General features: G+C 45.5%; 21 protein-coding genes and 1 pseudogene. 3 read left to right on the top strand and 19 right to left on the bottom strand.

Translation table 11 applies throughout. The features are described from left to right. Positions 1-101 precede the first annotated feature (101 nt). Together H1R16_RS12435 and H1R16_RS02475 are read left to right on the top strand one after the other, a co-directional pair. Positions 102-218, top strand: a pseudogene (locus tag H1R16_RS12435) (organic hydroperoxide resistance protein); the annotation flags it as partial. A gap of 132 nt (positions 219-350) precedes the next feature. Further along, positions 351-800 (top strand): hypothetical protein, encoded by a 450-nt coding sequence (locus tag H1R16_RS02475; RefSeq protein ID WP_228451026.1) that lies wholly within the window; start codon positions 351-353, stop codon positions 798-800. 471 nt (positions 801-1,271) lie between these two features. On the opposite strand, the gene H1R16_RS02470 is transcribed toward H1R16_RS02475, so the two are convergent. From H1R16_RS02470 to H1R16_RS02395, 17 genes are all read right to left on the bottom strand, one after another. Beyond that, a complete protein-coding gene (locus tag H1R16_RS02470) occupies positions 1,272-2,801 on the bottom strand; it encodes a SulP family inorganic anion transporter (RefSeq protein WP_181885824.1) in 1,530 nt (509 codons plus the stop codon). Positions 2,802-2,877: 76 nt separating this feature from the next. Beyond that, positions 2,878-3,480, bottom strand: coding sequence for a TlpA family protein disulfide reductase (locus H1R16_RS02465; protein WP_181885825.1), 603 nt, complete (start codon positions 3,478-3,480; stop codon positions 2,878-2,880). 63 nt (positions 3,481-3,543) lie between these two features. Beyond that, positions 3,544-3,672 carry a thioredoxin family protein gene (locus H1R16_RS12345; protein WP_318028042.1) on the bottom strand — a complete coding sequence of 43 codons (129 nt, stop codon included), beginning with the start codon at positions 3,670-3,672 and terminating at the stop codon, positions 3,544-3,546. Between the two features lie 3 nt (positions 3,673-3,675). Then, entirely contained in the window at positions 3,676-3,840 is a 165-nt protein-coding gene (locus H1R16_RS12340) for a thioredoxin family protein (RefSeq protein ID WP_318028041.1), read from the bottom strand. A 16-nt stretch (positions 3,841-3,856) separates the two neighbouring features. Then, positions 3,857-4,093 (bottom strand): hypothetical protein, encoded by a 237-nt coding sequence (locus H1R16_RS02455; protein WP_181885826.1) that lies wholly within the window; start codon positions 4,091-4,093, stop codon positions 3,857-3,859. 9 nt (positions 4,094-4,102) lie between these two features. Next, a complete protein-coding gene (locus H1R16_RS02450) occupies positions 4,103-5,494 on the bottom strand; it encodes an MBL fold metallo-hydrolase (protein WP_181885827.1) in 1,392 nt (463 codons plus the stop codon). Between the two features lie 121 nt (positions 5,495-5,615). Further along, positions 5,616-5,756 (bottom strand): helix-turn-helix domain-containing protein, encoded by a 141-nt coding sequence (locus H1R16_RS12390; protein ID WP_182035780.1) that lies wholly within the window; start codon positions 5,754-5,756, stop codon positions 5,616-5,618. Continuing rightward, positions 5,716-6,501 carry a hypothetical protein gene (locus H1R16_RS02440; RefSeq protein WP_182035778.1) on the bottom strand — a complete coding sequence of 262 codons (786 nt, stop codon included), beginning with the start codon at positions 6,499-6,501 and terminating at the stop codon, positions 5,716-5,718. The genes H1R16_RS12390 and H1R16_RS02440 overlap by 41 nt, the downstream gene beginning before the upstream one ends. 49 nt (positions 6,502-6,550) lie before the next feature. After that, the gene (locus H1R16_RS02435; RefSeq protein WP_181885829.1) at positions 6,551-7,690 is read right to left on the bottom strand and encodes an alanine racemase; all 1,140 of its coding nucleotides are present in this window, start codon (positions 7,688-7,690) and stop codon (positions 6,551-6,553) included. Then, positions 7,690-8,136, bottom strand: coding sequence for a GNAT family N-acetyltransferase (locus H1R16_RS02430; protein WP_228451027.1), 447 nt, complete (start codon positions 8,134-8,136; stop codon positions 7,690-7,692). Before H1R16_RS02430 ends, H1R16_RS02435 begins: the two co-directional genes overlap by 1 nt. A gap of 6 nt (positions 8,137-8,142) precedes the next feature. After that, the gene (locus H1R16_RS02425) at positions 8,143-9,045 is read right to left on the bottom strand and encodes a universal stress protein (protein WP_181885830.1); all 903 of its coding nucleotides are present in this window, start codon (positions 9,043-9,045) and stop codon (positions 8,143-8,145) included. A 177-nt stretch (positions 9,046-9,222) separates the two neighbouring features. Beyond that, positions 9,223-10,074: a GLPGLI family protein gene (locus tag H1R16_RS02420; RefSeq protein ID WP_181885831.1), complete on the bottom strand. Its 852-nt coding sequence runs from the start codon at positions 10,072-10,074 to the stop codon at positions 9,223-9,225. Between the two features lie 86 nt (positions 10,075-10,160). After that, positions 10,161-10,814, bottom strand: coding sequence for a DNA alkylation repair protein (locus H1R16_RS02415; RefSeq protein ID WP_181885832.1), 654 nt, complete (start codon positions 10,812-10,814; stop codon positions 10,161-10,163). A gap of 96 nt (positions 10,815-10,910) precedes the next feature. Then, positions 10,911-12,296, bottom strand: a complete 1,386-nt coding sequence (locus H1R16_RS02410; RefSeq protein WP_181885833.1) for a glycosyltransferase — start codon at positions 12,294-12,296, stop codon at positions 10,911-10,913. 108 nt (positions 12,297-12,404) lie between these two features. Further along, complete coding sequence (locus H1R16_RS02405) at positions 12,405-13,055, bottom strand: response regulator (RefSeq protein ID WP_181885834.1); 651 nt, start codon at positions 13,053-13,055, stop codon at positions 12,405-12,407. Further along, positions 13,052-14,758, bottom strand: a complete 1,707-nt coding sequence (locus tag H1R16_RS02400) for an ATP-binding protein (protein WP_181885835.1) — start codon at positions 14,756-14,758, stop codon at positions 13,052-13,054. Before H1R16_RS02400 ends, H1R16_RS02405 begins: the two co-directional genes overlap by 4 nt. A 225-nt stretch (positions 14,759-14,983) precedes the next feature. Beyond that, positions 14,984-16,042: a hypothetical protein gene (locus H1R16_RS02395; protein ID WP_181885836.1), complete on the bottom strand. Its 1,059-nt coding sequence runs from the start codon at positions 16,040-16,042 to the stop codon at positions 14,984-14,986. Between the two features lie 529 nt (positions 16,043-16,571). On the opposite strand from H1R16_RS02395, the gene H1R16_RS02390 reads away from it, so the two are divergent. Then, the gene (locus tag H1R16_RS02390; RefSeq protein ID WP_181885837.1) at positions 16,572-16,994 is read left to right on the top strand and encodes a hypothetical protein; all 423 of its coding nucleotides are present in this window, start codon (positions 16,572-16,574) and stop codon (positions 16,992-16,994) included. A 296-nt stretch (positions 16,995-17,290) separates the two neighbouring features. Here the strand turns inward: H1R16_RS02390 and H1R16_RS02385 are convergent, their stop codons facing one another. Both H1R16_RS02385 and H1R16_RS02380 read right to left on the bottom strand, forming a co-directional pair. Beyond that, complete coding sequence (locus tag H1R16_RS02385; RefSeq protein WP_181885838.1) at positions 17,291-18,883, bottom strand: MFS transporter; 1,593 nt, start codon at positions 18,881-18,883, stop codon at positions 17,291-17,293. Beyond that, entirely contained in the window at positions 18,884-20,050 is a 1,167-nt protein-coding gene (locus H1R16_RS02380) for an HlyD family secretion protein (RefSeq protein WP_181885839.1), read from the bottom strand. Positions 20,051-20,060 lie beyond the last annotated feature (10 nt).

Here is a 20,060-nt window from a genome sequence, read left to right as displayed (position 1 = left end):
CCGTTGACTTTCCTGTCTTTAGGAAAATCAATATTTTCTTTTGCATCTTTGAAAGTTGTGCGATAAAGCTTAAAGATCACGGATTATAAATCCGCGACAGCGGGGTATCCATTGAAGTAGCGCAGTGACTTGTAGAGAAAGCGCATGAAGTTGGTCCTTACTCCAATGCTACACGGAACAATATGGAAGTAAAGCTTACGGTGACGAACAACGGATAAATAACCGCATCCATTAACTTAATCCTTTTGGAAGAAATTCTGAAGGGATTTTTTGTTTTGAAACGTTATATTTTCCTCTACTATAATTTTCTATATTTGAAACAGTGACCTTTCTTCGTTAATTAATAATCGATGTCAATTCATACAGTTCCTATGAGATTTAAAGATGAAAACCTCCGTCTTTCCGACTTTGACCGCGAAGTATGGATCGTGTGCCCTGCCTGCGAGAAAAAAGCTGTTGCCGCAGTGGATCAGGACCGCTGCACCGCGCGGCTTTTATGCACTTTTTGTGGCTGCAAGCGCGAAACAGTAACCAAAATTGGATATGCGAAGGTGTCCTTGCCGGCACATTCCTGGTTTGGTGCAGACCTGTGGCTGCAGGCGCCATTTCGTGATGAGGTATTTTTCGCCCTAAACGGTAAACATCTTGACTATCTGGAACGGTATATTGCGGCAGACCTTCGCGAGCATAAAGACCGCTCTCATTTTACCCTGCTTGAAAAGCTCCCAAAATTCTATCATGAAGCAAAAAACCGCGACGGTCTACTGAAACTTATAAAAAAACTGAAGATTAAGCAATGAAGGGATCTGTGAAAGTTGTACGAATATAGTTAAAGGGTCACCGATTATTAATCCGCGACATCGGGTTTCCTTCATTGGCCGTCAATGATATCAACGGCACTTCCGCTTCGCAAAGACAACTGTGGAGTACTCAATACGGCAAACCAATGTCACCATACTGCTCCTGCCAAAATGACCTAGGAGATTTTTGCGTGAAGAAAAAATAACGGAGTGCCGTTAAGAAAATTCTTCTGTTCGAAGCGCGAGGCAAACCGACTTTATACACCCAATTATTGATTCGCGCAAGTTTAGAATTTTTAGGCACGTAGTTGTTTTTTTAGCAAAAAGATCCAGGTCTTGATTTTTTTGGTTACTTTTTTCATCAAGGAAAAAAGTGACATAAGAAATCAATGTTTCATTAGGATCCGTGAAAGTTGTGCAAATAGAGCTTAAAGGGTCACGGATTATAAACATTGGGATTATCCTTCCAGCCTACACCGGCACACGGTACGTAGGATCTTCCACTACATTCACCTCAATAATAGCTTCGGCATTTTTTAGCAGGGCACGGCAGTCCGCGCTTAAGTGTTGCAGGCGAACTGTTTTGCCATACTTATGATAGCGTTTGGTAAGGCTGCTTAACGCTTCGATGGCCGACATATCTACCACGCGGCTTTCAGCAAAATTAATAATCACCTCCTGCGGGTCATTCTGCGGATCAAATTTTTCCGTAAAAGCTGCAATGGAACCAAAGAATAAGGGACCGTAGATGTCGTAATGCTTCACACCGTTTTCATCTGTATGCTTGCGGGCCCGGATTCTTTTCGCATTGTCCCAGGCAAAGACTAAAGCCGAAATAATTACACCGATTAACACGGCAAGCGCCAGATTGTGCAGTACCACCGTAATTGCGGTCACCACAACCATCACGAAGATGTCCGAACGGGGCATACGCCTTAGAATCTTCAGGCTGGCCCACTCGAATGTGCCTACAGCTACCATTATCATGACGCCCACAAGTGCGGCAACGGGTAGTTTACCAATTACCGGTGCACCCACCAGAATAATAATCAGGATAGTTAATGCCGCTACAATTCCTGAAAGTCTGGCTCGGGAGCCGGCCGAAAGGTTTACCAGCGTTTGGGCAATCATCGGACAGCCGCCCATTCCGTAGAAAAATCCATTCAGGATGTTAGCGCTGCCCTGGGCTACACACTCCCGGTTACTGTTTCCTTTGGTTCCGGTAATTTCATCCACTAAATTAAGCGTTAGTAAACCTTCGGTAAGTCCTACAGCGGCCATAATTGCTGCGTAGGGAAATATAATCTGCAGGGTTTCCAGCGTAAACGGGATCTGTGGAATATGAAACGGTGGGAGTGTACCACTTACCGAAGCGATATCCTGAACCTGTTTGGTGTCAATGTTAAAGCCGATCACCAGCAAAAAAACAACCGTAATGGCCGCCAGCGAGGCGGGTATTTTTTTTGTGATTCCGGGAAACAAAAGTACCACAGCAACAGTTAATGCCACCAAAGCAGCCATAACGTACAGGGGTGTTCCGCTAAGCCACGTATTCTCTCCGTTCACCACAGTGCGGAACTGCTCAAACTGGGACATGAAAATAATGATGGCCAGACCGTTCACGAAACCGAACATCACAGGCTGCGGTACCAGCCGCACAAATTTTCCCAGTTTCAGCAGACCTACGGCAATCTGCACCACGCCGGCCAGCGCCACGGCACCGAAAACATATTCCAGGCCGTGCGATTTCATCAGAGCGATAAGTACGATGACCGTGGCGCCGGCACCACCTGAAATCAAGCCGGGTCTGCCGCCAAATACAGCCGTGACCAAACCCATAATGAAAGCTCCGTAAAGACCTACCAGCGGCGGGAAACCTGCCAGGATCGCAAACGAAAGTGATTCGGGGATCATGGTCATGGCGACGGTAAGGCCAGCCAGTATTTCGGTTCGGTAATTTACTTTCTGGCTAAAATCAAACAGATTGAGTACACTTTTCATTTTTCAGGAATAATCCTGCAAAAGTAAGAGTTTTAGTGATGTTTGAGCACCGCAGGCATACGGCTTTTCAACAGTATCATTCTGCCAGCATCGCATCAATTTTTTTGTAGAAGGAGTCCTTGCTGTAATCGGCCATTCCGGTGTGATGCAGCCGGATTTCACTTTTTTTATCCAGCACCACGGTGGTCGGCAGTGAACCTGTATAATAAGCCGGCGGAATGTCAGATGCCGGCACAAGTAAGGGCAGTGTAAAGTTTTGCTTATCCAGATAATTTCTGCCTGCTGCTGCCTGATCGTCCAGATTTACCGTAAGGAAAACCACATTCGGATCGTCTTTATACCGGTCAAAAAACTTCTGGACAGACGGAAATTCTGCGCGGCAGGGCGGGCACCACGACGCCCAGAAATTCATAAAGACCACTTTGCCCCTTAATTCCTTTGTACTTACTATACGGCCATCTTCGTCCTGAAGTCTGAAGTCCGCAATTTCGCTTGTACTTTTCTCATTAGATTTTTTACTCTGATCCTGAAGTGTGAGATTCATGACACCTGTGGATATTACCTGCCGCATAAACCATGTCTTTGCGTCAGGACTGATCAGTATTACGGCCAGAAAAGCTGTGAGTAAGGCGGTGCTCCAGTTTTTTTTAAGCCATTCTTTTGTTTTTTCCTTGTTCATAATGTAAAAAAGAAACTGCAAAAGAGTTAAGATCTCCGCTGCAGCTCCTGATATTGGTGTTTGTTAATAATTTTCGCTGATGAGGCGCTCCAGTTCGTGGGCAGGAATTACACCGGACTGTTTCCAGCGGACTTCTCCATTCCTGAAAATAATCAGCGCAGGAACACTCCTTATTCCAAACTGAGCCGCCACTGCCTAGTATTTGTCTACATCAACTTTAATGATGGTTGCCCGGTCGCCGATTTTCTTTTTCAGTTCCTCCAGAATGGGAGCCTGCATCTTACAGGGACCGCACCACTCAGCGAAAAAGTCTACAAGAACCGGCTTGTCCTGAGCGATCACTTCATTGAATTTTGACATTTTTTTGTGTTTTTAGTTAAACAACTTCCTCATAATCTGTTTCCTTCTGTGTTTTTGCAGTTACTTTATCTGCCTGTATTCCGCAACCTCCGTTGCTGCAGCAGCCTATATTTAGCATAGGCATGATGATAAGTACCGCGGCTGCGGCTACCATAAACCAGTTCTGCGATCGCAGAGCTTCAGTCAGCAGAAGGAGCCCTACTGCCAGGCCTAATGCGCGGAAAAGAGTCCACTTTTGGAAAATCTGCAACATCGTCAAATATTATGAAACTACAGGATTGCCTTTTTCCTTCCATTCCTTCATTCCACCGGAATAATTTTTCACATTTCTAAAGCCGTTTTTCCTCAAAACAGAATAGGCTACAGAGGAACGGTCACCGGCCTGACAATGGATCACCACCTGCTTATCACGGCTTAATTTATCCACATGGTCCGGCAGGGTGCCTACGAAGTTATTCTCGGCCCCTTCTACATGACCCGCATCATATTCGCTTTTTCCGCGAACATCAACAATTTGAACCTCCGGTTTTCCGATATAAGATTTGAATTCTTCAATATCAATCACATCAGCCTTTTCAAGTTCAAGTTCAGAAAGTTTTCCCGCCGGGAAATATCCCTGTATGTTATCCAGTCCAATGCGCATCAGTTTACGGGTAATTTCCTCCATGTCACCTTCTTCAGCAATTAAGATGAAGGATTTTTTATAGTCAAGAAGCCACCCTGCCCACGTGCTCAGGCTGTTGTTATTCTGAATATTAAGGCTTCCCGGGATAAATCCGTTTGCAAAATCTGTTTTATTACGCGTATCTACCACTGTTACCCCGTTTTGCAAAGCTGCCGTCAGTTCTTCGCTGCTCAGTTCGGTGTGTTTGGGCACTTCAGTAAGCAGTGGACGCTCCACTTTATTCAGTTTCTTCATCATCGCAAAATACTTTGGAGGTTCAGGCTGACCTTCAAGCAGATATTCTACAAAACCATCCTCATCATTTTCATACTGGAAAGCCCAGTTGCGTGTTTTTTCATAACCTACAGTGGAACTTGGTACCGCACCCAGCGCTTTTCCGCAGGCTGACCCCGCGCCATGTCCAGGCCATACCTGAAGGAAGGATGGCAGCTGTGCAAAATCCTTTACGGAAGCATACATCTCATGAGCACCTTTCTCCTGGGTTCCTGTATATCCGGCAGCTTTCTCCAGTAAGTCCGGCCGTCCGATGTCACCTACAAAAACAAAGTCTCCTGTAAAAATCATCACCGGTTCGTTGGTAGCAGGATGGTCTGTTAACAGAAAACTGATGCTTTCGGGAGTATGTCCGGGCGTGTGCAAAACTTGGAGGGTTAGGTTACCTACCTTTATCTTATCACCGTGCTTCAGTCCTTTGTGCGGAAATTCATATTGCCAGTCCGGGCCACCTTCATCAGAAAGATAGATCTGCGCGCCCGTAAGCGCTGCCAGTTCCCTGGAGCCTGCCAGAAAATCGGCATGTATATGGGTTTCGGTAATGTGGGTGATCTTAAGGTTATTTACCTCCGCAATCTGCAGGTAAGTGTCCACGTCGCGCTTGGCATCAATAACGATGGCTTCTCCGGTTGCCTGGCAGCCAATCAGATAACTGCCCTGGGCTAAACTTTTGTCATATACGTGTTGGAAAAACATAATGTATCTTTTTTTAAATGTTAATTAACTGATGATTTCAATGAGGCAAAATTAGTAAACAGGAATGCTTCAGAACGTAACATAGGTTACTTTCGGCAGGGTAAGTTTAAGGAGAGCCGGATTACTGTTCAGAGACGAATTTCTGGCGGAAACGGTTGGGACTTTCTCCTGTAGTTTTCCTGAAATATTTTCCAAAATGGGATTTATCGGTGAATCCGAGGTCAAAAGCGATCTCTGTAACGGAAAGGTTCGTGTTCAGCAACAGCCTTTCGGCCTCCAGGGATCACGCGGTTCCGGATATACTGCTCGGCAGTAAGATCCATTCGCTCTTTCACTATAGAGTTAAGGTAATTTGGAGTGATGTTCAGCTTCCCGGCATATTCGGATGTTCGCTTCAGCTGCCTGAAATTCTGATTGACCAGCGTTTCAAATGATTCCACATAAGCCAGAGTACGGTTGGTTTTGAAGCCGATATAATTTTCGCCGCCACTGGCGCGGATATACTTAAGCATCATGACCTTCAGCAGGAGGCACACCACCTCCCTGGCTAAAGCCTGCTGCCTGCTGCCTTCGGCAATGATGTCGGTAACAGTACCCAGAAATTCGGTAAACTCTTGCCTCCTGAACTTAGCCACGGACGGCAAACCGCTAAATGCGGTATCATTTTTAATCCGGTGGTTTCCGGTATAGATCAGGTTATAAAAAGATCTTGTAAATACAATCATTCTGGCGCTGAAGGTTGATTCCATCTCCAAACGTCCTACCTGGTTATAGTTGATGAAAACTACGTTGCCACGCGAAACAGGATGGCAAGTACCGTCCAGTGTAACTTCTGCCTTTCCGGCAGTTGTAATGAGCAGCGCGAAAAATTTAGTTTTAAAGGAAACCGCTAAAATCTCCAGCGCTTTCTCACCCGATAGCGGAAGTATACCAAAGTCGCCTGAGATGTTCACAGGACAACGTAAGGAACTGATATTGATTGTTCTAATAGTGGCAGAATCAGGCATAGATTTCAGTCAAACAGCCGAACGCATTCAAAGTTAATGCACAGGTGGTCTATGTTTGACTAATATAGGAAAATCCGTTTGATTTTCTTGCCTTTTTTCCAGCGGCTGAATTTGAAAACGGCATTACTTTTTTGTCTACATAGTCTGAGTTCATTGCACGCAGTACCGCCATATAATTCATACTGAACTCCAGCGTGTCACCTACGCGTATGCCATATGAATTATCTTCAAGATCCAGAATCAGCATGTCTGAACTGGCACCTATAATGCTGATAACCTGAAGTTTAGGCATGATATTGTTAAAATCCGTATCCAGCAGGCCCACATCTACAATAGCCCGTACCGAACTGCGGTTCCTGTCTTCCTCACTGAATTCAGGAGTGTCGCCGGTGAGGTTGGTGCCGGCAGTACCGGTAGGAAGCACGGGCTTTTCCGAAAGTTCAATAACCTCGGCACTCAGGGTAAAAACATCCGGACACATACCCGGAATAAGCCGGTCTGCATAGACATCGGTGCCAAAGAACAGCGTTTCACCAATCCTGAAATGATTGACGGCCGTGGGAACCTCATTCCGGAAAAGAAGTGGCAGGGTAACCGAGGATCCGCCTGATATATACGGTATTTTCCGGCCGAATTTTTCTTCCAGTATATTCCGGCACCAGGCCAGGGTCTTCAGCTTGTCCTCGTCGGGCAAAATTCCGTTCAGACAGCAAAGGTTGGTACCAAGACCCACAATTTCAAGATGGGGCAATTCCAGAACTTCTTCATAGAAATCCATCAGGTTTTTAAGCATAATACCCTCGCGCAGTTCGCCCATTTCCACCATAAGAACTACGCGGTGCATTTTGTTTTGAATCACAGCTTCGGCGGACAAGGCCTTCATCGTTTCAATTTCCGTATTGAAACTTACGTCTGCAAACTCCACTATGCTGCGGGCCAGCCTTTTGGCAGGGGGTTTTATGTAAATGGTATTGGTTTCAGGAGATATTCTTTTAATGGCCTTCAGGTTGCTGAGCCTTGAGTCGCAGATTTCTTTATCCGTCATGGCCAGCAATACTTTCAGGAAGGTTTCGTTTCCGCACAGGAGTTTCCCGACAATTGCCCAGTCAATCTGGTGCTGACTGAACAATTCATCAAGAAAATTAAAATTATGAAAAAGGTGATCGGAATTTATTGAAATATAAGACATTAGTGTTTTTTTAACCTCATTTCGAGGTATTTACTTGTAAAACCTAATTTGTTGTACAAATGTTTTGCCGGATTATCCGGTTCGCAGTGCAGGGCAATGTCGCCCTCGCTTTGCTCAATAGCCTGCTGCATCAGCTTTTTGCCCAGGCCGGTGCCGCGGGTATTACGGTCTATGGCAATATAAACCAAAATGTTTTCAGGAATATAACCTCCCATTCCGGTTTTATTCAGGACCACGGCTCCAAGCAGACCTTCTGGAGTACCAGCTGTAATTACGAGGCCTCCCGGTTTTCCGTTGCGCCCCATGGCGTAGTGAATAGATTTTCCAATATCCTCTTTCTCATCACCATACTGATCCAGGTGGTCATGCAGAAATCTGACTATCTGCTGAATCTCAGCATCCGGTGCTGTGTGCTTTTCTGTATATGTTTTAAATTCTGTCATCATAAATATTTATCCGGGTATAGGCAGTGTGATATCGTATGAGCTGATTTCCACTGGATCCGGCTCTAAGTTTTTGGGTTTTACGAACAGCAGTGCTGTATCGGTACCGTTAATGATTTTTTTGAAGAAGTTTTCGGAAAATAATGTCTTCCATTTACCTTCATCTTCAAAATTCAGTATAACCAGGTCGCTGCGTTCGGCTTCTGTTGTTTGGCTTATCATTTCTGCATTGTCTGCCGTGAGCACAAGTTTTGATTTAAAATGCTCGCCGTTATTCTTCAGTTTCTCCCTCATTACCAGAAAGGCATCGCGTACAGCAGGCATATTTTCCATATTTCCTATTCCTATAAGGCTGATTTCACTTTCATTTCTCTTCGAAGTGGCCAGAGCAAAATCCAGTTTCTCCTCTAAATGATCCAATACACGGACGGGGAAAAGGATTTTTTTGAATTCATAATGCTTCAGATCTTCCGGCACCAGTAAAACCGAACAGTTCGCACGGTTTAAGATGGAGTAGGAGTGCGATCCCAGCAGTGCCTGCTTAAGTCTCTGTACACCCGATGTGCCTAAAACGATAAGGTCTGCGCCAATCTGCTTTACCAGTTCATTCAGCGAATCGCAAACGTCGCCTGTGGTAACCTGTGTTTCCAGCCTCAGATTTGGGTGACGGTCTGAAATTTCTTTTCGCAGCAGAGCCAGCTGGCGTTTGGCGGTCTCAATATTTTCGCCAACGCGTTCGCCGCCAATCATCTGGCGGCCGGTGTGGTCTATTATAAAATCTGCTGAGACCGTGTGGATGAGATGCATTTGAGCATCATGCCTCAGTGCCACTTCAGTGGCCAGGTAAACAGCATTCAGGGATTTATCGGTAAAGTCGGTGGGTACCAACAGTGTTTGTATAGGTGTATTCATCTTCATCATCTTTGCAGACAACAAAATTAACGAAATACAATCCGATCATTGTGTAAAGAACCCACGCAGTCGTGGTATGAATTACTTATTGATTAGATTTGTTTGCTCCTATTTAGTATCGGTCGGCAACTGTAAAAGCTTTCAGCAAAATATTTAAATGGCTCATTCTGATAATAATTAACGGTATAAGGTCAGGTCAATGAAATTGTTATTCTTTAGCAATTTTTCCTTCAGCCTGATTTCATTGTTGCGAATCATTTCTGCCTGAGGAATAATCTGGCCGGAACCATCGCTCATCGTAATCTTAATATCGGGGTCCCCCAATATCATACGTGTAGATTTTGCGGGATCTTTAAAATATATTTTCCAAAGTTCGTTAAACTTTTTTTCAGAAACAGGAGTGCCTTTCTGCTTCTCCTGCAGCTGCAAGTCCGAATGTTTATGGCTTCCTGCAAATGTAAATACATGATCTCCTTTAGAATCGGTGACCTCTAGGATAAGGCCTGGCAGTCCGGCGAATCTGTACGGACCGTCCTGAAAGGGAATTTCAGGAGTATACCATGCAGTCCACTGCCGGCCGCCAAGTGAACCTGTAGCTTTTTGAGCGTTTAGACCTTTAATGATCCTGGTTTCTTTCGAAATCAACCATTCCATTTTGGCTTCATACAGGATAGCCAGATGATCTGACCCTATTTTTGTATGCAGAGTAGTTCGGTAATCTGGATATTTTTTGGTTACACGGGTGCGGACTTTTGAACGATCACGGATATGCGTAAAATCTATATGTGTTGACTTTGACTGCATAGCCTTTTTCATTTCCGACTCCCTGATAGAGTCATACTGTGCTCTTTCAAAACTGTAAAAACGGGAGCCTTCCTTACCAATGTCCAGAACCATTAGTTCTTTTTCAGATTTACTGCGGTCCAGTGAGTCCATCTTAAATGTGTACTCGTAGAGAAAGCGGTGGCTCTGTGCATTGCAGGATATTGCGAAAAGGATGCAAAGCAGGGAGAATACAGTTTTTTTCATCAGAATTAATTATTAAGGAAAAGTAAACAAACTTTACGTTATATCTAAAAGAAACTAATATAAAACAATTACCGCAAAAATGTTGGTCATTTTTTTCCGCTTCGCTTTGCCAGCTCTGATTCAATGAAGGCCGGCAGATAATCCGGTGCGCAGTTTCGGGCAACAGGCATATCCTTATAAAGACCGATTCTTTCACCAATCTCAATACATTTATTTCGCTGTGTTTCGTCGAAGATACCAATCCAACCCGCGGTAAAGTTCATGGACCACTGCACTTCCGGTTCTTCGGCAGCCATACGTGAATCAATTGCAGCCAAAAGTTCCACTGTGTTTTCTGGAGGCTGCTGGCCAACCCATCTCAGTCTTCCCTGATGATACCAGAAAAGCCTGCGGTGAAGGGCAGAAGGATGATTTTCCCAGGAACTGAGCATTGCCAGCCCTTTTTTATCTTTTGTAAGCTGGTTAGCCATCAGCCAGTCGGCGAGTTGGGTATGGTCTTCGCCGGTGTGGCTGTCCATATCATGAATAAGTTGTTGGACCACTGTTTCAGTGAGTTCTTTCTTATCCATAATCAGAATAGCTAAAAGCCGTGGATAAAGTTCCGCGGTAGACCACAGTTCCATTGCCAGGGCATGGTTGGTTTTCAATTCTTTGGCTATTTTCCTGAGGTCGCCAAGTTTGGTGGCGGGATGGCTTACTTTCCGGTAGATTTCATCGGCGGCAGTGGTGAGTGGCTTCATAAGATAGTGATATGTTTAATCTGCATAAAAATAGAATTCCTCCTTCACTTTGGCAAACTGAAGGAGGAATTTATTGTAAAATGAAACTGCGCCGTATTATCTCGTCAGCCAGCCTCCGTTTTTCACTGTGGCAATGGCAAACGGGAAAATCCAGAAAAGACCGAAGAGATAGAATACACTGTAAGGATAAGCCCATAAGGCATCACCTACAGGGTATTTACGGCTGAAGAACAGCATCTGTATACTGGAAAATATAAAGGTGCCGGTGAGTGCAGAACTTAGATAGAGCAGGGGATGCGTAAGAAGGAAATACAGCATCAGAATCATCAGCGGATAAGCCAGGATAAGTTTCATCCATTGGTGCAGGAATATAAATCTGGCTCCGGCCCGGTTATTCTCGCGGAAGCGCGTAAACATAAACCGGTTCATCCGAAGTGTTTCCCTTACATTGCTGCGGCCCCAGCGGGTAAACATCTTGTGCAGCGTCTTAAAGCCTACAGGTGTATTTGTGAGGACTGCCGCATTTCTCTGGAACTGCACATCACGCCCCTGTTCCAGGATGAGGTTGGTCATGGCTCTGTCCTCACCGATGGTAGCATAGTTACCCATGAATTTCTGGTTCATCCATTCTTCCAGACAGTTATTAACTGAGTCCCGTCGGTAGGCCGAAAGTGCTCCCGGTGTACAGAGCACAAATCCTAGCGAACTTTCCGCGGCACGCATGAACTCAAAACTGAAAACGAAACTTACATTCAGCATCCGTGGGATCATGCCCTGGTTACGGTTCAAAACTTTTACGTTTCCGGCTACGGCGCCACAGTTGTCATTTACGGCAAAGGGACTTACGAGATTTCTAAGTGTATCCGGCTTTACCACGGAATCTGAATCAATGGTTACGAACACCTCGCCATTACCCGTTTTGAAGCCGTGGTAAAGAGCATGTCTCTTTCCTTTGTTTTCCGGTTGCTTCCAGATGGTGATGCTGTGGCCAATATCGTTTCTTGCACGTTCAATCCATGACCAGGTATCGTCTGTACTGCCATCGTCAATAGCGATTACCTGCATCTTATCCATCGGAAAATCACTTGCTGCAATACTTTTAAGTGTATCGTACACAAGGCTTCCTTCATTGTACGCGGGTACGATTACTGTGCACGTGGGCAGGTCATCGTCGGCCACTCCGGTAACCGGGCGATAGCGCACAAATAAAAAGGCGACAAAAAGCAGGAAGCATACCTGGAAGACCAGTGCCCCCAGCAGGAAATAGACCAGCAGTCGGCCCGGCAGTGTTTCCATACGCTGGAAATGCAGTTCTTCAAAGTAAGGATGGAAATTGTTTACGGCATAAATAGCGCTGAACATCAAGATTTGCGCTCCTATAAGTACGCCGAATTCTTTTTTCTTTAATGACCGTATCCGCGCTATAAAGCGTATCCGCCTGAACGGCGGGATGGTTTTATTTTGTAGGACTGTATTTTTCATATTTCCCTTTTCTTTAGTATATCCTGTAGATTGGATACAAAGAAAGGGGACCTGCGTTGTTTTTACGGTATGAGGGATACCGATGTTTTTCGGTGCTGATGTAGATTTTTATCTACGCGGCAGATCTCTGTGGATGCGCATGAGCTCTAAGAAATCAACAAGATTGTCTACATCAAGTTTCCTGAAGATCCTTTTCTTGAAGGTACTCACCGTATTCTGACGCAGTTCCATTTTGTTCGCAATTTCAAGGTTTCCCAGGCCTTCTGCCAGCAAATCGGCTACTTCGAGTTCGCGGCCTGTAAGTTGTGACAAAGGATCGGGACTCACAGGATCAAGAGCGGCCTGTGCAAGCAGCTGCTGAGTAAGCGGCGAAAGATAACTGCCTCTGTTCATCAGTTCCTGAAGTGCTGTGGCAATCTCGGGTTCCTCAGAGAGCTTACTTAAAAAACCATTGGCTCCTTCACGAAGAAATTTCAGGGAATGATGCTCCTCCGCTGAGCTTGTAAAAATAAGTATCCGCGCATCAGGCTGCAGTTTGCGGAATTCCTTTATGATGGTCAATGAATTGCCGTCGGGGAACTGGGCGTCGAGGATGGCAGCATCCACAGGATTTTCAGAGGCAATTTCAAGAACCTGTTCAAGTGTAGAGGCATGCCTGATTTCTGAATCGGGAAACAGGTCGCTGATTATGAATGCCAATCCCTGCCTTACGATCTGATGGTCATCGCCTAATAGAAAAACTGCCCTTCTTGCTGTCATGTATTGGGTTTGTCCAGGTTTACATAAAAGTGGATGGTAGTGCCTATTCCGGGAGAACTTTCAGCACTGATGCTTCCTCCCAAAAGTTCTACTGACTCACGGCACAGGTTCAGACCCAGGCCAGCCCCGATATTCTCCACGCCTTTGAAATTACGTCCCTGATAATAGGGTTCAAATATACGTTTTAAATCACTTTTGGAGATGCCGGCTCCGGTATCGGCTACAGTTACGTGCAGCCGGACCTTACTGTCCGGCGCTTCCGCAAGCCAGACTTTCACTGAGATTTTACCGTTCTCCGTAAATTTGTTCGCATTGCCGAGGATGTTTACAAACAACTGATAAATAAGGATATTGTCCGACTGAACTTCGGTACCTTCCGGTATTTCATTGTTTACTTCAAAGATGTTGTTCCGGGATTCAATATAGGGGCGGAATGCTTTAAGTATACGTTCTGTTTCACTGTACAGGTTGAAGTGCACTTTATTGATTTCCTGGCCGCGCTGCTGATTTTTAGCGTATTCCAGGATTTGTCCTGCCTGGATGAGCAGCGAGCTGTTAGTGTATTTCATGGACTGCAGGTACTCTTCAATACTTTCGTCATTATTCTTCCTGCTGATGCGGTCTATGAAGAGATTAATGATCTTAAGCGGAGCTCTTAACTCATGACTCAGCATTCCCAGGATGCGGTTCTTGAACTTCAGGTTACTCTTGATTTCCTCATTTGCAAGCTTAAGTTCACGCTGATATAGATAGGCCTGGCGGGTAAAATAGATGATGAGTGTAAGCACCAGGAACATAAGCAGCATAAGGCCTATGAGCAGGTATTTGCGCACCTTGCGGTTTTCAGAATGCTGCTCGTCAAACTGGTCCTGCAAGGTCCTGCTCAGGTCTCCAACCGCAAAAGTATAGACCTCCATCCAGTTGTTGCTTATCCACATCAACTGGTCATAGGTACGGTAGAGATTATCATTCTGCTTCATAGTGCTTTCCAGGCCGGCTTCATAAGCCCGCATTTCCCTGCGGTAATGCTCCTGTACATTCTGTACCACACTGTCCAGTTCGTTCTTGATCTTGCCGGTGTTTATGGAATCGCTGAGTTTTGTGGTAACTACAACCACCTCACGCTGCACTTCGGATTCGTTGTTTATTGCGTCCTTGAGGCGTGAAAGCAGAGGTTTTTTGGCAACAGTGTCTGCATGCGTTTCAATTTTAAGGTCATAATTGGTTTTGGGTGGTTCTATCTCAAAATCCTTCAGTATCAGTGGTTTCCGCTCTGTGCGGGGTTTCCGGGATTCGGCATAAACGGACTGTATCACCTCGTCCAGGTCGGGTAGGGTGTCCAGCTGCTTTTTTCTGGCCTGAATAAGTGCGGTAAACTCAGGTTTAAGTTGCCCTGATGCGGCGATGCTGTCAAGATTCCGGCTTAGTTTGCGCAGGGATGCAAAATAGGTATCCAGGTCTCTGTTATCCTGACTGTCGCTGTACTTCCGCAGATTATCCTGCGCCTCGAGCAGGTCGGCACGTGCCTGTCCGGCCACTCTTTCAAGCATCCGGCTGTCGCGCAACTGACCTTCAATGCTCTCCAGTTTTTTCTGGTTGAAGTATTCGTTATATATGAATACAGCAATGACCACCTGTATGATCAAGGTAGCCGCAATCAGTGAATAATGAATTAGCGGTCTGTGGTTTCTTGTATCCGTCATAAGCTGATGCTGTGCCCGGTAACCCGGTTACTGGGCGGCCTCCAGGTTTCTGTTTTCATACTGAAGACGGTTTGCACGGTGCGGTTATGCATCTTTTCCGGAACGAAGATACAAAATCCAAACCGGGTGCCCGAAACCGGGTTGGCGGCAAAGTGATCAGCCGTTCATGCAAAGGTTAACTTTTTCCTGAAGAGTCCACTTTACAGTTAACGCATTTCAGGCCTGTTACGAATCCGGGAAGTGGCTGTCCAGCCGGCGGAGTCGGGCGAAATGCCGGCGGCAACCGGTCATGGTGTTCCAGCCTTCTTTAAAGCCGTCGTATTTGGCACCACGGCGGTAATTGCTGCGCGCCACACGGTACAGGATGTTCCAGTGCCGCGCCAGGATCAGGCACGCCTGGGCAAAAGTGTTGCCGTTGCCATAAACGTGGTGAGGTTCGGCACCACAACCGTTATACTCAATGATGGAAAAGTTCTTTCCGGATTTCAGATCTTCAATGGAAGCACATTTAATATCATAACGGCCGTAATACAAGGTGTCCGAATAGGAACTTAGTTCATCAAACACATTAAGCAGGCGCTCATCTTTCTCATTTTCAAGACTGATCAGCGAGCACCCGCGGCTTAGGTTCAGTGCATAGCTCAGGCAAAAGGTCTCGCCTTTCTGCAACACCATATCCAGCTTATCGGCATGCTTGGCACGCATCTCGTCCAGACGGAAACATACGCGCGGACTGGCTGCCATAAGTTCGTCCACGGTGGAGTGACCGTCGCCGGTTATCTCCAGGAATTCCTTGCGGATAAAGCCGGTTATGGTGCCTTTTTTTTCTTCCGGCAAACGGTAATAGAAAACACTTACTTCCAGGGGGAATTCAATCAGGTCCTGAATGATATAGTCAAAAGGCATCAGTTCATGATAGGCCTGAAGGTCTTCCGGCCTCCGGATAATGCGGAACATAAATCCCATACGCCCGACATTGGGTTTCACAACAAAAGGGTAGGTGTAACACTCTGCCACCAGCCGCTCTACACTGGCGAAAGCCTGTCCGGCTCCTACAAGTCGGGTCTTGGGATAAGACCCGGGTGGGAGGTGGTCATAAATGGACATCTTGGTCACCCCTTCAAATCCGCCGAAAGCGAGTTTAGGATTGGAAGGTGTGAAGAACCAGAACGACCCGGCCCGCAGGCAGTTCCAGGCCCATACGGGCACGATAGGGATGTATTTTATACGCCAGTCCCAGCTTTCCCAGTGGCTTATTTTATAGAGGAGGTTGTTGAGTTGCATAAATTATTCAGGAATTCCGTCATCAAGCCTTTTTGTGAATAAAGGCAGGAGCTAGGGCTGGCTAATTTATGATTTTTGCTGAAATCTATGGGGTGTGTTTATAAGTATTTCTTTGTCAATACAGCCGCTGCGTAACCACCTTTCTTTGGTTCCGTTACAAAATCCTCTTTTGAAGGAGTTATAACTGTCATCAAGTACATTTTCTATTCCGGCTGCGTAGGTTCTGGCTGCTCAAAGTCTCCTGGCTTTAAGCAAAGTTCTTCTTCTTCATATTTCATAATTATTACCTTTGATCAAAGCAATGAAAACCGATTACGATATCAGGAAAGTACACGATTCATAAAAGCACCGTTTTACAATCTTATTTTAGGCGAAAAAAATGATGACGAAGGATTGGATAGAAGTGTGGGTGTAATTTAACGCAGTGCAGGAACGGCTCAGAGTCAGGAGATTGCGCAGCGTGAACGTAATTGGATCTTTTTATGGCAATGTAATCGATGCCAATTTAAATACACAATTAAAATAATCTATGGGAAAAATTTCCTCAAAACTTTTCTTGATGGGTTGCCTTATAGTAATTATTATGGCGTTTGCAGTAACCTACCTACTTGGCACAATGGAGGTTCGGTCAACCTTAACTCATTGCAAATATACAGTTGGTACTATGACAAGCGATTGGCATCACAGAAACAATAATGGGTTTGGAACTGATTTTAGTTATGAGGTAGAGGGTATTGTTTTCAATCGAATAACTCATTCTGATCTAAGGAAAGGAGAGAAATATTTGGTAATGTACGACTCATTAAATCCTTCCGGTTCTCTGTTACTCGACAAACATAAAGTACCTGCACGCATTGAAGCACCGTTCAAAGGATGGAAATTTAGTGAGATACCGATTGCGATTGATTCAAGTGATTTAAGCATGTATATTATTAAGTTGAATCTTGACTAAGAGACATTACTAATAAATCATAAGAATAGCAAATCACTGCCATGAAGCCGGTTACATCATCAAGGATCAGGAATGACCACATATCATAACGGTCACTGTTGCATATTGATATTTTTTCCCGGAAAAACTATCGCGACATCATCATTATTTATTTCAACTACTGCATTAAAAACAAAACAAAGGAAAGTAATGATTTTTGCAATTACAACAAAGTCAAATGACTTTCCGCACCTCTCGTATCACGCACACATAAATCCTGCTTCTAATTAACTTTGGCAACCCATCTTTTCTCAAAATTACTGATCCATTATCGCTCTGGTATTTGCCACTTTTGAAGTCCTATCTTTTCGGCTTCTTAGAGCACGCGAAAATCTGCCCCTGGTCCACCGGAATCTCGTAAACCGCAGTTTGCCGAAGTGGTGCTGAAGTACATATATCATCATTGCAATGGCAGCAATAGCAATCAGGCCGTAGATCCTTTTATTAGCCACAAGTACCGCATTAAGCTGGATATTCTTATAGCCCGACAGGGCCAATTGTGGTGACATCAGATTCCCGTCCATATAAACGGCCAGGTGGTTCACACTCTGCCACTGGAACTGATACTGCAGCCAGGCGAAAAATGAAGAAAACAGGGCTGTAGCGACGAAACTCCGGAAAACCAGAACCAGCCCTATGGCCTGCAGCATTTCATCCATTTCCAGTTGGTCCAGAATATAAAACCAAACGGCAATAAACAGGGCACTCAGTCCATAACCTTTCAGCGTCATGGGTAAAAGCCAGCTTTCATAATTAAGCTCCGGAACCATCATGAAATACATCATCACCGTATTCAGCAAAAAGGCTGCAATGCCGGAAAAAATAAACATCTTTATCGGTCGCTCATGTTTGAACCAAAAAAAAGCAACCACGCCGGCCAGGATCACTCCGGGTACCATCATGACGTTCAGCGAGGCATTGGTTACTATATCATAACCCAGAATTCCTACTGTAAACGTATTCTGCAGCGAACTGGTGCCCAAAAACACGCCCGTGAAAAGCAGCATCAGCAAGCCGCTCTGCACATTGGTTTTGCTGAAGATGCCGAAAGAAACGAAACTTCTCTTCAGCATAAGCTGTCTGAGCACCAGAAGTGTAAAACTAACGAGTGTACCCCAGAACGATATCCGGATACCCGCGGAGTCAAACCAGTTCAGCGTCTTTCCGAAAGACAGGAAATAGGACATGAAGAGAAATGTGCCGGCGAAAAACAACATGCTCAGCCAGTCGATCTGTGAGAAAGGCATCTTGCGGACAAACCGCTGGTTGTGCTGGAAGATCACGACAATCAGGATCATCAGCAGACATACCCCCGCTGTAAGCAAATGAACGTATTGCCAGGTCGTGTGGTACGCAAGTTCAGCGAGGTAATATCCTGCGATATTTCCGGTGGCAATTGAAAAAGGGTAGAATATGGCGTAGAACTTTCCCCTCTTTCCGTCCGGACTTAAAATAAACATGAGCGGAAGGATGAATTCCATCATCATGAACATCTTAAAGAAGCCCATAAGAAATGAGGAAGCCACAATGATTTCGGACCCATGGGTTGTGCCGATAACGAAAGAAAGCACTGCCGTTACCGCCAGCGAAACAGTCATGATTTCTTTGGTACGGAACCGCATCTTCACCCTTAATACCAACGGCATGGACGTGGCCATTCCGATGAAAGAAGCAAAATTCGCCATCATCATAAAATCCGGCAGTGTGCCCAGATCACCCACCATCAGGCTGATGTTCCCGGTGTTCACAGGATTGATGGACATGATGAGCGTGGTGAAGATAAGAATGAGTATAAGCTGCACCGGTTTGGGAACCCAGCTTTTATACAGCCCTTTGTTGTAATCAGACATCTAGTTGATTTTGTTTAAGGTCACATTTACGTTCATTCCGGCACGCAGCTGGTCCAGGTCTTCTTTTTTGCTGGCCGCCGTAAACTCAATCCGTACCGGAATCCGCTGCTGTACCTTCACGAAGTTTCCTGTAGAATTGTCCACCGGAACATTGGAATATTTCGCGCCCGTTGCGGCAGAAATCGCTGTTACTTCGCCCACCAGCTGCTTTCCGCCTAAAGCGTCCACAGTGATGGTAATCTTTTCACCAATCCTCACTCCGGGCATCTGGCTTTCAAGGAAATTTGCGGTTACCCATTTCTGGCCGTTCAATACAATAGTTCCCAGTTGTTGTCCGGGTTGTACCAGCTGCCCTTCATTAATGAGTCTTCGGCCCATAAACCCGTCATAGGGCGCCGTGATTACAGTGTAAGAAAGGTTGATTCTTGCCATATCCAGCATGGCGGCAGTACGTTTTATTTCGGCATCATTTACTCCCAGGCGGCTTCGGGTTTCACCGGTGGCCAGTGAGGCGGTGTTTTTCTGGCTGATGAGGGTCTCATAGGCAGCGCGGGTAGCATCGTATTCGGTCTTTACCTGGTCAAACTGCTGTCTGGTCACCGCTTCAGAAGCTAGAAGATTCCTGTACCGGGTCAGGTTCTGTTCGGCATTCCAGAGTCGGGCTTTGGCACCGGCAATATTGGCATTTGCCACATTCACGTTATTTGAAACCGTATTCACAGCAGATGAGGTCACATTTCTGGAAGCCCGGGCATTTTGGTACGCTGCTTCAGCCTGCGCAAGTTGGGTGCGGATTTCCCTTTCATCCAGGATCACAAGCGTGTCGCCTTTTTTTACTGCCTGGTGCTCACTGTATTTGATTTCTTTGATGTAGCCCGCAACTCTGGTATTTACAGGGTTAATGAACTCCTCGACCTGCGCAGAGTTTGTAAAATTATCTTCATTCAGGTGAAAGTAATTCGTAACCAGCCAGTAGAAACCGCCCGCTGCCAAAGCAAACACCATCATGTTGATAATGGTGGTCTTTACCCTGTTGGATTTTTTCATGGCTTTTTTTGAAAGGTTCTGAATTTTTTCCTCGTCTGGTTTCTGTTCGGGTGGAGTAGTGTTGATTTCTGTTTCGGTCGGTGGCTGAATTTTTCCGCTGTCTGTAGGGTTTTCTGACATCTTAAATAGT

Origin of the sequence: Marnyiella aurantia, assembly GCF_014041915.1 — a bacterium.
In the GTDB taxonomy this organism is placed as follows: domain Bacteria; phylum Bacteroidota; class Bacteroidia; order Flavobacteriales; family Weeksellaceae; genus Marnyiella; species Marnyiella aurantia.
The sequence above is the reverse complement of the archived record's forward strand: the minus strand, read 5'-3'. Positions and strand labels throughout refer to the sequence as shown.

Bases quoted from the DNA above. Each gene is read 5' to 3' on its own strand.
- H1R16_RS02475 (WP_228451026.1), top strand. From the start codon at position 351: ATGTCAATTCATACAGTTCCTATGAGATTTAAAGATGAAAACCTCCGT.
- H1R16_RS02470 (WP_181885824.1), bottom strand. From the start codon at position 2,801: ATGAAAAGTGTACTCAATCTGTTTGATTTTAGCCAGAAAGTAAATTAC.
- H1R16_RS02465 (WP_181885825.1), bottom strand. From the start codon at position 3,480: ATGAACAAGGAAAAAACAAAAGAATGGCTTAAAAAAAACTGGAGCACC.
- H1R16_RS12340 (WP_318028041.1), bottom strand. From the start codon at position 3,840: ATGTCAAAATTCAATGAAGTGATCGCTCAGGACAAGCCGGTTCTTGTA.
- H1R16_RS02455 (WP_181885826.1), bottom strand. From the start codon at position 4,093: ATGTTGCAGATTTTCCAAAAGTGGACTCTTTTCCGCGCATTAGGCCTG.
- H1R16_RS02450 (WP_181885827.1), bottom strand. From the start codon at position 5,494: ATGTTTTTCCAACACGTATATGACAAAAGTTTAGCCCAGGGCAGTTAT.
- H1R16_RS02440 (WP_182035778.1), bottom strand. From the start codon at position 6,501: ATGCCTGATTCTGCCACTATTAGAACAATCAATATCAGTTCCTTACGT.
- H1R16_RS02435 (WP_181885829.1), bottom strand. From the start codon at position 7,690: ATGTCTTATATTTCAATAAATTCCGATCACCTTTTTCATAATTTTAAT.
- H1R16_RS02430 (WP_228451027.1), bottom strand. From the start codon at position 8,136: ATGATGACAGAATTTAAAACATATACAGAAAAGCACACAGCACCGGAT.
- H1R16_RS02425 (WP_181885830.1), bottom strand. From the start codon at position 9,045: ATGAATACACCTATACAAACACTGTTGGTACCCACCGACTTTACCGAT.
- H1R16_RS02420 (WP_181885831.1), bottom strand. From the start codon at position 10,074: ATGAAAAAAACTGTATTCTCCCTGCTTTGCATCCTTTTCGCAATATCC.
- H1R16_RS02415 (WP_181885832.1), bottom strand. From the start codon at position 10,814: ATGAAGCCACTCACCACTGCCGCCGATGAAATCTACCGGAAAGTAAGC.
- H1R16_RS02410 (WP_181885833.1), bottom strand. From the start codon at position 12,296: ATGAAAAATACAGTCCTACAAAATAAAACCATCCCGCCGTTCAGGCGG.
- H1R16_RS02405 (WP_181885834.1), bottom strand. From the start codon at position 13,055: ATGACAGCAAGAAGGGCAGTTTTTCTATTAGGCGATGACCATCAGATC.
- H1R16_RS02400 (WP_181885835.1), bottom strand. From the start codon at position 14,758: ATGACGGATACAAGAAACCACAGACCGCTAATTCATTATTCACTGATT.
- H1R16_RS02395 (WP_181885836.1), bottom strand. From the start codon at position 16,042: ATGCAACTCAACAACCTCCTCTATAAAATAAGCCACTGGGAAAGCTGG.
- H1R16_RS02390 (WP_181885837.1), top strand. From the start codon at position 16,572: ATGGGAAAAATTTCCTCAAAACTTTTCTTGATGGGTTGCCTTATAGTA.
- H1R16_RS02385 (WP_181885838.1), bottom strand. From the start codon at position 18,883: ATGTCTGATTACAACAAAGGGCTGTATAAAAGCTGGGTTCCCAAACCG.
- H1R16_RS02380 (WP_181885839.1), bottom strand. From the start codon at position 20,050: ATGTCAGAAAACCCTACAGACAGCGGAAAAATTCAGCCACCGACCGAA.